This window comes from Clostridium puniceum (genome assembly GCF_002006345.1).
Classification (GTDB): Bacteria; Bacillota; Clostridia; order Clostridiales; family Clostridiaceae; genus Clostridium; species Clostridium puniceum.
On record NZ_LZZM01000019.1, the window covers coordinates 1 to 11,731 of the forward strand.

The following is an 11,731-nucleotide window of genomic DNA, read 5'->3' on the forward strand; positions in this document are numbered from 1 at the left end:
ATCATGCTCATGTTGTTACAATTAACGGAAAATCGTATAGACTGAAAGATCATTTTAAGCAAGAAGAAGATTAAAAAACTACATTCTTAAATGATCGAAAAATTACATTTCTAGGTTGACATTTATAGATGGCGTGGCAAATGTATTTACAAAAGATGTTGCTAATGAAATAGCAGCCCGATTGATTAGAAGAATTAAGCAAAAAACACCAGTTAAAGAAGGGGTTTTAAGGAATGGTTGGGCAATAGGTGAGATAGTTCAAAAAGGGAATTCGTATTCTATTGAAATCATAAATCCGATTGAATATGCTTCATATGTTGAGTATGGACATAGGCAAACGCCAGGAAGATTTGTACCTGCTATAGGTAAGAAGTTAAAGAAAAGCTGGGTTAAAGGCAGATTTATGATGACATTAAGTTTAAAAGAAATAGATGAATTAACACCTGCAATCGTAAGTGCTAAAGTGTGGGAAGAATTAAAGAGGTGCTTTGATGTTAAATAAGATTATTACTGGAATAGCCCAGACGTTAGATTCAGAATTTAATTCAGAAGAAAATCAAAAATATACAATTTATGCTGAAGATGTAAAACAGGGTTTAGAAGAACCTTGTTTTTTTATTTTCAGTTTAAAGCCGAGCAATAAACAACTTGTAGGAAATAGGTATAAGAGAAATTATACTTTTGATATACACTATTTTCCTGAAGATGAAAGCAATTATAACAATGAAATTACAGAAAGATTATTTATGGCACTAGAGTACATCACACTGGACAGTGGATTAATACGAGGTACAAACATGAATGCCGAAATAGTTGATAATGTACTTCATTTTTTTATTAATTACAACATGATTGTTAGAAAAGATATTCCGAAAGAGGATCCAATGAAAAATCTAAAAGTTAATTTAGAATTAAAGGGGTGAACCAGATGGCAATAAAAAAAACAGAGGAATCTGAAGAAGTAAAATTTACAAAAGAACAGATTTTAAAAAGCAAAAAATATGGAGAGCAAAGGGATTTAATTAATGCTCTTTTAAAGGATGGAAACTTATATGCATTAAATGATGTTGATGAAATGGTAGAAAAATTTATGAAGGAAGGTGTTTAATAGATGGCTTTAGGTGGAGGTACTTTTCTAGTACAGAATAAAGTCTTGCCAGGTGCTTATATTAATTTTGTAAGCGCTAGTCGTGCAAGTGCAACGTTATCTGATAGGGGATATGGAGCAATGGCCTTAGAATTGGATTGGGGCCCAGATAATGAAATATTCACAGTAGAAAATGCAGATTTTCAAAAGGATAGCTTAAAGATATTTGGTTATGATTACACCAATGAAAAGCTTAAAGGCTTAAGAGACTTATATAAAAATCTTAAGACAGGATACTTATATAAGCTTAACGGTGGAGTTAAAGCTAGTAATGATTATGCAGTTGCCAAGTATAAAGGTATTAGAGGTAATGACTTGAAAATTATTATAGTTGCTAATGTGGATGATAACAATAAGTTTGACGTTAGCACATTAATAGATACTACTTTAATTGACACTCAAACAGTGGCACAAGCAAGTGATTTGAAGAGTAATGATTTTGTAGATTTTAATGTAAATGCAACGTTAGCAGTAACAGCAGGAGCGCCACTAACAGATGGTACTAATGGTAATCCTGTTACAGGAACAGAATATCAAACTTTCTTAGATAAGATTGAAAGTTATAGTTTTAATACGCTTGGTTGTTTATCAACAGCTCAAACAGTAATTGATTTGTATGTAGTATTTACAAAGCGAATGCGTGATGAAGTAGGGGCTAAGTTTCAAACTATAGTATATAGAACAGAAAGTGACTATGAGGGAATAATATCTATTGAGAATAATGTTACTGATAGTGGAGCAAATACAACATCACTTATTTACTGGTTAACAGGAGCTGAGGCAGGATGTGAAGTTAATAAAACTATTACTAATAAAAAATATGATGGTGAATTTACTGTTGATACTAATTATAAACAAACTCAGCTTTCTAATGGAATTAAGGCCGGAAAGCTTTTATTCCATAAAGTTGGTGATGAGGTTAGAATATTAACAGATATAAATACATTTGTATCTTTCACTGATGCAAAAAATAAAGATTTTTCTAAGAATCAGACTATTAGAGTATTAGATCAAATCGCAAATGATACTGCAGTATTATTTAATACCAAGTATTTAGGTAAAGCTCCTAATGATGCAAGTGGAAGAATTGCTTTTTGGAGTGATATTGTTTTTTATAATAGACAGCTCCAACAAATTAGAGCAATTACAAATTTTGAATCAAAAGATGTTGTTGTTGATAAGGGTAATGATAAAGATTCAGTTGTAACAACACAACATGTGACACCAGTAAATGCAATGGAGAAATTATATATGACAGTTATTGTTGAATAAGGAGGGATAGAGTATGTCACAAGTAATGAATGCAAAAGATGCTGTAAGTGCTTCTTTAGCTGAATGTTTTGTTACCATAGATGGAAATAGGTATAATTTCATGCAAGCAATAAATTTAGAAGCTGAAATGAAAAAGACTAAAACAAAGGTACCGATACTTGGTAAAACAGGCAAAGGTAATAGAGCTAGTGGATGGGAAGGTAGCGGAAAAGCTACTTTTCATTATAATACTTCAATAATTAGAGAATTATTATACAAATATAAAGAAACAGGAGAAGATACCTACTTTGATATTCAAATAACTAATCAAGATCCTACAAGTGCAGTTGGTAGACAAACAATAATATTAAAAGATTGTAATGTTGATGGTGGTATTCTTGCTAAGTTTGACGCTGATGCAGAATACTTAGATGAGGATATGGATTTTACATTTGAAGATTGGGAAATGCCAGAAAAATTTAAAATGTTAGATGGAATGGAATAAGAAAGGTTAAGGTGAATTAATAATGAGTAATTTAAGTTATTTTTTATCAGACAATGTTGTAAAAGAGGAAAGTGTAAAATATGCTGCAACTAGTAGAATAGTTGATGAAGATAAAAAACCTGTAGAATGGGAAATAGTATGTATAACAAGTGAAGAGGATGAAGCAATAAGAAAAAGCTGTACTAAAAAGGTGCCTGTACCTGGAAAGAAAAACATGTACACTCCTGAAACTGATTATGATAAATATCTAGGTTTACTGGCAGTAAAATGTACCCTTTATCCTAATTTAAATAATAAAGAATTACAAGACAGTTATAAGGTTATGGGGGCAGATACATTATTAAAAACAATGCTTAAGCCAGGAGAATATCAAGATTTTCTTGCAAAAGTTCAAGAAGTAAATGGATTTGAAGTTACCTTGGAGGATAAAGTAGACGAAGCAAAAAACTAATAAATGGAGGCGATTTAGAAGCAAATATTGCTTTTTATTGCCTCCATAAACTTCATAAATTCCCTCATGAATATGTAGAGCTCCCTGAAAATGAAAAGGCTTATGTTATTGCAGCTATTCAAGTAAAAATTGAAGATGATAAGAAGAAGCAAAAAGAGCTTGAAAGGAAAACTAAGAGATAGAAAAATATACTAAATTATTGTATAATATAACAAATATATATTTGTTGGGGGGCATTTTTGTGGCGGATAATTTCTGTATTAAATGTGGAACAAAGCTAGAAGGTAAATATTGTACTAAATGTGGTACTAAAAATAATGATTTAAATATTCAAAATAATGCTACAAAATCAGTATCTAAATTTCAAAAATTAGGAGCATTATCATCTATAAAGGGAAAGCACGTTGTAGGGTTATCATTGCCTGAGGGATTAAATGGTTATGTACATTTGTTTAATACTAAAATTGTGTTTGAAATAGCTGGATCAATATATAATTTACCAATAAATAAAGTCAAAGATATATCTGTAAAAAGTGATAATGATATACAAAAGGCTTATGTTAGTAGTATTGGTGGCGCAGTGGCAGGTGGTGTTTTATTTGGCCCATTAGGTGCAATTATAGGCGGAAGAACTAAAGAAAAAACTAGTATAACTATAAATTATTATTTAATATTTACATACATTAAAGAAGGTTCTACAGATTATATATCTTTTCAAGTTGAAGGTGTAAATCAAATTAAAGCTCTTGATTTTGTTAAATTTTATGCTAAAAACAAACCTATATCTAAAAAAGAAATAAATTTATAGAAATTGAAAACACTTATCATCAGATAGGTGTTTTTATTATGCCTAAATTATTGAAGAAGGGAGGGCTTTCATGGCTACAATAAGAACCGCAATTGAAGTACAAGATAGATTTAGTTCAGCAATAGATAGGTTAAACGCAGGTTTACAGATAGCCATTAATAGATTTACTCAATTGAATACTGCTATGAATAGCAATCCTAAATTTAATGGAGTTGACAGACTTGATTCAAAGTTAAGAAACACTCAATCAGTAGTTAATAATGTTAATAACACATTAAATAACACCAATAATATTCTAAATAATACCACTAATAATATTCAAAATATTAATAATCGTCTTGGCGATACTAATAATATGATTGTTAACATTAATAATCGTCAAAATCAATTAAATGATAATATTAGTAGAAGTAGCGTTAATGCTGATGGATTATTAGGAACAATAAAAAAAATTGCTGCAACATATCTTGGGATTCAAGCTATTAAAGGTATATTTAACGCATCTGATAGTTATATGTTAACACAATCAAGATTAGGATTAATGAATGATGGGTTGCAAACTACAGCTCAATTGAATGATAAGATATTTCAATCAGCTGAGAGATCTAGGAGCTCATATATAGAAACAGCTAAATCAGTTGCTAAACTTGCAATTTTAGCAAGAGATGCTTTTTCTAGTAATGATGAAACAGTAGCATTTGCAGAGCAAATGAATAAGCAGTTTAAAATTGGTGGTGCATCTATTCAAGAGCAGACAGCAGGAATGTATCAATTGACTCAAGCTATGGCAGCCGGAAAACTGCAAGGTGATGAGTTCCGTTCTATTAGGGAAAATGCTCCATTACTAGCTCAAGCGATTGCTACATATACAGGTAAAAGTATGGGTGAACTAAACAAAATGTCCAGTGAAGGAGAAATTACAGCTAATATTATTAAAAAATCATTATTTGCGGCAGCTGACGAAGCGAATGCAAGATTTGAGAAGTTACCAAAGACGATAGGAGATGTAGGAACAAAAATTAAAAATAACGCAATGAAAATTTTTGCACCAATATTAACTAGGATTAATGAAATAGTTAATTATAATTTTGATTCAATAGTTGGAAACATACTGGGTGTTATGAGAATGATATCAGGCATTGCTACAGATATAATTAATATTGGAGTAAGTATAGGTACATTTCTGCAGAATAATTGGGGGACAATTGCCCCCATAGTAATGGGAGTTGTAGGAGCTTATGTAGCATTTAATTTAATTTCTTCAGCAACAAGTATGATTCTTGGTGCTCAAGCATTAGCTCATGGTGTAGCAGGAGCTGCGGCAATGCTTCAAGCTGGGGAAACAATGGCAGCTACAACGGCACAATGGGGATTGAACGCAGCTTTGTACGCCTGCCCAATTACTTGGGTGGTAATTGCGATAATAGCTTTTATAGCAATTCTTTATCTAGCAGTAGCAGCTATAAATAGAGTAAAAGGTACAAGTTATAGTGCAACTGGACTTATTGCAGGTGCATTTATGGCAGTAGGGGCAGTAGTTTATAATGTTGTAGCGTTTATATGGAATACATTCGCAGCATTCTATGAATTTTTTCTAAATGTCGGAATAGATAAAACATATGCAGTTAGAAAGTTATTTGCTAATTTAGCATTAAACGTAATTAACTCAGCTATAAGTATGACTAGAGGAATCGATCAATTTGCTACGAGTATGGCAAATGCAATAATAGATGCAATAAATATATCACTTAAAGCTTGGGATGCTTTTGTTTCAGTTTTAAGCGCAGTTGGTATAGCAGAAAAACTAGGATTAAAAAGTGGTGGTAGATTTCAACAAAGAGTATCAATTACAAGTGATATGGAAAACATAAAGAGTAATCTAGAAGCTTCTGTTGCAAATGCGCCAGATGGTTATAAAACTGTTCAAAGAATGGAATCTAAGGACCCTATAAATGAATTCAAAAAGTATTATGCATGGGGAAGTAACACATCTAATATGTTTGATAATTTTAAATTACCAGGGAGTGATGGTAAAGATCCTACAAATTATGATGATTTATTAAAAAATGCAGATGATACTGCAGGTAACACTAAAGGTATAAAGGATAAAATGGATATAACTGAAGAAGATCTGAAATATCTAAGAGATATTGCAGAACAAGAAGTTATAAATAGATTTACAACTGCGGAAATTAAAGTTGATATGACTAACAATAATACTATAAATAGCGATATGGATATAGATGGTGTTATTCATAGTTTCGGTGAAGGCTTACATGAACATTTACAAACAGTAGCAGAGGGGGCGACTTACGATAATGTATAATTTTTATATTGATAAAATCTTACTTCCAGTAACTCCTTCAAAATTGCAAATAAAGATTAATAATAAAAACAAGACTATGACATTGCTAAATGATGGGGAGATAAATATTTTAAAATCTCCAGGATTAACAGAAATCACATTTGATTTTTTATTACCTAATGTGAAGTATCCATTTGCAATTTATAAAGGTAATAGATTTAGAGATTCAGAGTACTATTTGAAGAAAATAGAAAAATTAAAAACTAGAAGAAAAGTATTTAGATTTATTGTAGTCAGAGAAATTCAAAGCGGAGATAATCTTTTTGATACAAACATGAAAGTATCATTAGAGGACTATACAATAACAGATGATGCAACTAATGGAACTGATATAAGTATTTCTATAAAACTAAAACAATTTAAGTCGTATTCAACAAAGACTGTTACAATTATAGAACCTATAGTTAATACAACAACTATAGCAGCTTCGGTACCTGCTCCTGTAATTTCACCACCAGTTGAACCAAGACCAGTTGAATCGCCCCCTACGCCTCAGACTTATACTGTTGTTTCAGGGGATTGCTTATGGAATATATGTAAGCAATATTTAGGGGACGGTAATAAGTATCAAGAGATTGCAGATTTAAATGGTATAGCTAACCCGAATTTAATTTATCCAGGGCAGGTGATAAGGCTTGGATAATATTGAATTAATAATAAGAAATGGACAAACGATATATAATCCTTGTGTTGAAGAAGGTATAACTTGGGAAACTGAAAGAAAAAATTCTCCTGGAAAACTTACTTTTAACATTATGGCTGATGGTATTTTAAAAATAGAAGAAGGAAATCCAGTACGACTTAAGGTTAATGATAACAGTATATTTTATGGTTTTTTATTTAGTAGAACAATGAATAAGGATAATACAATAAAAATTGTGGCATACGATCAATTAAGGTATCTCAAAAATAAAGATACAATAGTCTATACTAATAAAACTGCAAGTGATTTCATAAAAATGCTTGCAGAGGATTTCAATCTGAATTTAGGTTTAATTGAAGATACTAAATACGTATTAGAAAGTAGAGTTGAGGATAATTCGGAATTATTTTCTATGGTAGATATTGCATTAACATTAACAACTCAATATGAGAAAAAAATATATGTCTTATATGATGATTTTGGGAAGCTTACTTTAAAAAATATTGAAAGTATGAAGCTTCCTTTATTATATGATAAAGATACAATGGAAGATTATAATTATAGCTCTAGTATAGATAACAATACTTACAATCAAGTAAAATTGTCATTTGATAACAAGGATACTGGTAAGAGAGACATATATATGGCAAAAGATAGCTCCAATATTAACAAGTGGGGGGTACTTCAATATTATGATAAATTAAATGTTGAGTCTTTAGGTCAATCAAAAGCAGACGGTTTATTGGCTCTTTATAACAAACCTGCTAAGTCATTAAGTATAAAAAATGTACTTGGGGATTTAAGAGTACGTGCTGGTACAAGTATACTTGTTAAATTAGATTTAGATGAAACTGACAAAATAAGATATATGGTAGTTGAAAAAGCAAAACATGTATTTAAGGATAATGAACATTTAATGGATTTAACGCTTAGGGGAGGTGCTTTTAATGTTTGATATTAAAGATATATTATTAATGGTGAAGCAAGCGGCAAAAGACACTTATAATTCTATGAAACCAGCAGAAATTTTGTTTGGCACTGTAGAAAGCATTAATCCTTTAGTAATAAAAGTAGGAACTAACTTGATACTGGAAAGTATTCAATTAATACTAACACGCAATGTAATAGATTATGATTTAGAAATGACAGTAGATCATATCACAGAAGTAGGCAATGGTCCAGAAGGGCATACTCATGGATATAAAGGAAGAAAGATATTTAGAGTAAATAACGCATTGATACAAGGTGAAAAAGTTATGTTAATTAGAGTACAAGGAGGCCAAAAGTATGTAGTGTATGATAAGGTGGTGGATGCATGATACCGAGTGTAGAATCAGATTTTGAATTTGAGTTTCAGGAGCAACCAAGTAAAACATATAAGATTGATATTGATAAGGAAAGGATAATAGGTTATATTGATGAAATTGAAGCTATAAAACAATCTATATATAAGATAATAAATACTGAAAGGTACGATTATCTTATATACTCTTGGAATTATGGCATTGAATTATCAGACCTTTTTGGAGAACCAATACCATATGTGTATAGTGAGATAAAAAGAAGAATAACAGAAGCATTGACACAAGACGATAGAATCGACAGTGTCGATGCTTTTTCTTTTGAGAATAAAAGAGGTATCGTTTCAGTTACCTTTACAGCTCATACAATTTATGGTGATGTTGATGCAGAGAAGGAGGTGGAAGTATAAATGTATGAAAGGATTACTTATGAGGCTCTTTTGCAAAGGATGCTTAATAGAGTTCCAAATACTATGGATAAAAGAGAGGGATCTATCATTTATGATGCATTAGCTCCAGCAGCAGTAGAACTTCAAAATATGTATATTGAACTTGATGTAATATTAAATGAAACTTTTGCAGATACAGCCAGTAGAACATATTTGATAAAAAGAGCAAAAGAAAGAGGGATAAATCCGGATGAAGCGACTTATGCAATTTTAAAAGGTATATTTAACATTGATATTCCTATAGGCTCAAGATTCTCCTTGGATAATTTAAATTACATTGCTACTGAAAAGATTAGTACAGGTGTTTATAAGCTCCAGTGTGAAAAATCAGGAATTATAGGTAATAGTAATTTTGGTACATTGATACCTATCGAATACATTAAAGGGTTATCAAGTGCAGAGCTTACAGAACTACTAATACCGGGTGAAAATGAAGAAGATACCGAAGTATTTAGAAAAAAATATTTTGCAAGTTTTAATCCTGAGGCTTTTGGTGGAAATATTGCAGACTATAAAGAGAAGGTAAAAAAAATACAAGGTATCGGTGGTATTAAAGTTTATCCGGTTTGGAATGGTGGAGGAACTGTAAAGTTAGTAATACTTAATTCTGAATTTAAGAAACCAACCCTAGAATTGATTGATTTAGTACAAACAACAGTTGATCCAGTTCAAAATCATGGAGAGGGACTTGGAACTGCACCTATAGGGCATGTGGTTACCGTTGAAGGTGTTCAGGAAGAAAGTGTTGATATTACACTTAATCTAACTTATCAAAATGGTGGTAGTTGGGATATCGTAAAATTAAGGGCTTTGGAAGAAGTAAACAAGTACCTTGGTGAGTTAAATCAAACTTGGGAAAACTCAGAACATATAATAATCAGAGTGAGTCAAATAGAAAGTAGGTTGCTTGAAATTCCAGAAATCTTAGATATATCCAATACAAAGATAAACAATATAGAGGCAAACTTTAATTTAGGCCAAAATAGTATAGCTGTAAGAGGTGAGGTTAATGGAGAGAATAATTGATGTGTCTAAATACCTTCCTCCTATAGTAAGAGATACTGAAAATTTTAAAGATATTGCTAAAGCAGAAAATCCAGAATTTAATGTATTGTTGAATACTAATATAAAAGATGCTTTTAACAATCAATTCGTAGAAGATGCAAACGAAAGTGGTATTAAAAGATATGAAAGCATAGTAAAGATACACCCTAAAGCATCAGATACCTTAGAAGATAGAAATGCAGCAATACTTTTAAAATATAATCAACAATTACCATACACCTATAGAACATTAGAAAATAAGCTTATAGCTCTTTATGGTATAGATGGATTTAAGCTTGGGTTGAAAAATAACGAATATGTTCTAAATGTAGAAATATTCTCGAGTAAGTGGAATATGTTTGATACAACTATTGATAATTTTAGAGAGATTATCCCATGTAATCTAATTTTAAAAGCTACTATGATTAATAAAGTTTTATCCAAGTTACTTATTGGAGGTATAAATTTTATGGGAGAAGAAACAACTGTATATCCTTATACTCCAAAAGAATTAGAAAGCACAGGGCATTTTAATGTAGCAGCAGGCCAAAATGTAGGAGTTGAAAGTGTAACATTATATCCAACATTTATTCCAATTACAGATGAAAACAAAGAACCAATAACAACAGAGACTGGAGCTATATTGACTATGTAAAAATTTTAAGGAAGTGATATTAAAATGGAAATATGGGAATTTGAGACCATAAAACCCAAACCTAGCGATTTAGTTCTTTTAAGTCAAGACAAAGAAGCAAAAAATTGTTTGGTAGAAGATTTATGGGATAAAGATTTAAAAAAAGAGGTAGAAAATGCTAGAGGTACCGAAGTAAGTTTGGGAATTAGATTAAATGCAATCAAATCTTCATTAGAAGATCAAGTTGAAGTATACAAGCAATCAAATAATGAAACAGTAAATAATATTAATAACAGAGTAACTGATATTGAAATTAATAAAGTTGATAAAGATCTTGTTTTTACTAAAGAAGAAGTAATGCAAAAAATAGCAGATTTAATAAATTCAGCGCCTGAAACTCTTGATACTTTTAAAGAGATTGCGGATGCATTAGGTAATGATCCAAACTTTGCTACAACGATAATAAATCTTTTAGGGAAGAAAGTTGATAAGGCGGATGGAAAACAATTAAGTACTGAAGATTACAGTACTCAAGAAAAAACTAAATTAGCTGGTATTCAGGATAATGCAAATTATTATGAACTTCCTGAAACTCTTCCATCAGCTATGATAAAAGAAGATGAAAATCATATGTTTGTTTCGGCTGAAGAAAAAGCAGCAATAAAAACAAGTGGTGGTGACTCAGTATTTCAAATAGCAGAAGGAACAGGTACTGCTATAACATTACAATTACTATCACTTATAAATGGATATAGTAAAACATTTATAGCAAGTGCTAATAATAGTGGAGCTGCTACAACTATAAATGGAAAGCAACTTTATAAACCAGGAACGACAACGCCACCTAATTTAGTAACTGGCAAAGCTTATACAGTTTGGTACAACTTAACGGGTGATTGTTTTTTTATAAAAGCTAGTGCGGAAGGCACTGCACTAGCAAAAGATGTAAGAAAAAATACAACCTTTAGTAATTATAATGATACTGGAATAGCTGGTGGATTAGACTTATCTTTATTAGTAAGCGGAAATATAAAATCAGGAATAACTATAGATGGCATAAGTGGTAAAACAAGCGTAGTAGATACATCAGATGCATTAGCTACTGCAGCACAATTATTATCTGGTGTATCTGC

At 31.0% G+C, this 11,731-nt stretch carries 14 protein-coding genes and 1 pseudogene; all 15 read left to right on the forward strand.

Features of this window, described 5'->3' with window-relative positions:
- The first annotated feature begins 115 nt into the window (after window positions 1–115).
- Window positions 116–502 carry an HK97 gp10 family phage protein gene (locus CLPUN_RS01475; protein WP_242954017.1) on the forward strand — a complete coding sequence of 129 codons (387 nt, stop codon included), beginning with the start codon at window positions 116–118 and terminating at the stop codon, window positions 500–502.
- Window positions 492–923: a phage tail terminator family protein gene (locus tag CLPUN_RS01480; RefSeq protein WP_077845610.1), complete on the forward strand. Its 432-nt coding sequence runs from the start codon at window positions 492–494 to the stop codon at window positions 921–923. Before CLPUN_RS01475 ends, CLPUN_RS01480 begins: the two co-directional genes overlap by 11 nt.
- Before the next feature lie 5 nt (window positions 924–928).
- Complete coding sequence (locus tag CLPUN_RS01485) at window positions 929–1,108, forward strand: hypothetical protein (RefSeq protein WP_077845611.1); 180 nt, start codon at window positions 929–931, stop codon at window positions 1,106–1,108.
- Window positions 1,109–1,111: 3 nt separating this feature from the next.
- On the forward strand, window positions 1,112–2,419 hold the full coding sequence (locus tag CLPUN_RS01490; protein ID WP_077845612.1) for a phage tail sheath family protein: 1,308 nt from the start codon (window positions 1,112–1,114) through the stop codon (window positions 2,417–2,419).
- Between the two features lie 13 nt (window positions 2,420–2,432).
- Window positions 2,433–2,903 carry a phage tail tube protein gene (locus tag CLPUN_RS01495; protein WP_077845613.1) on the forward strand — a complete coding sequence of 157 codons (471 nt, stop codon included), beginning with the start codon at window positions 2,433–2,435 and terminating at the stop codon, window positions 2,901–2,903.
- A 22-nt stretch (window positions 2,904–2,925) separates the two neighbouring features.
- Window positions 2,926–3,354 (forward strand): phage tail assembly chaperone, encoded by a 429-nt coding sequence (locus tag CLPUN_RS01500; RefSeq protein ID WP_077845614.1) that lies wholly within the window; start codon window positions 2,926–2,928, stop codon window positions 3,352–3,354.
- Window positions 3,355–3,595: 241 nt separating this feature from the next.
- Window positions 3,596–4,162 (forward strand): zinc ribbon domain-containing protein, encoded by a 567-nt coding sequence (locus CLPUN_RS01510; RefSeq protein ID WP_077845615.1) that lies wholly within the window; start codon window positions 3,596–3,598, stop codon window positions 4,160–4,162.
- Window positions 4,163–4,232: 70 nt separating this feature from the next.
- Window positions 4,233–6,488, forward strand: a complete 2,256-nt coding sequence (locus tag CLPUN_RS01515) for a tape measure protein (RefSeq protein ID WP_077845616.1) — start codon at window positions 4,233–4,235, stop codon at window positions 6,486–6,488.
- Window positions 6,481–7,170, forward strand: coding sequence for a LysM peptidoglycan-binding domain-containing protein (locus tag CLPUN_RS01520; RefSeq protein ID WP_077845617.1), 690 nt, complete (start codon window positions 6,481–6,483; stop codon window positions 7,168–7,170). Before CLPUN_RS01515 ends, CLPUN_RS01520 begins: the two co-directional genes overlap by 8 nt.
- Window positions 7,163–8,125, forward strand: a complete 963-nt coding sequence (locus CLPUN_RS01525; protein WP_077845618.1) for an XkdQ/YqbQ family protein — start codon at window positions 7,163–7,165, stop codon at window positions 8,123–8,125. Before CLPUN_RS01520 ends, CLPUN_RS01525 begins: the two co-directional genes overlap by 8 nt.
- Window positions 8,118–8,489: a DUF2577 domain-containing protein gene (locus tag CLPUN_RS01530; protein WP_242954018.1), complete on the forward strand. Its 372-nt coding sequence runs from the start codon at window positions 8,118–8,120 to the stop codon at window positions 8,487–8,489. Before CLPUN_RS01525 ends, CLPUN_RS01530 begins: the two co-directional genes overlap by 8 nt.
- A complete protein-coding gene (locus tag CLPUN_RS01535) occupies window positions 8,486–8,881 on the forward strand; it encodes a DUF2634 domain-containing protein (protein ID WP_077845619.1) in 396 nt (131 codons plus the stop codon). The genes CLPUN_RS01530 and CLPUN_RS01535 overlap by 4 nt, the downstream gene beginning before the upstream one ends.
- Window positions 8,882–9,946, forward strand: a complete 1,065-nt coding sequence (locus CLPUN_RS01540; RefSeq protein WP_077845620.1) for a baseplate J/gp47 family protein — start codon at window positions 8,882–8,884, stop codon at window positions 9,944–9,946.
- Window positions 9,930–10,619 carry a putative phage tail protein gene (locus CLPUN_RS01545; protein ID WP_077845621.1) on the forward strand — a complete coding sequence of 230 codons (690 nt, stop codon included), beginning with the start codon at window positions 9,930–9,932 and terminating at the stop codon, window positions 10,617–10,619. Before CLPUN_RS01540 ends, CLPUN_RS01545 begins: the two co-directional genes overlap by 17 nt.
- A gap of 24 nt (window positions 10,620–10,643) precedes the next feature.
- Window positions 10,644–11,731, forward strand: a pseudogene (locus CLPUN_RS28430) (hypothetical protein); the annotation flags it as partial.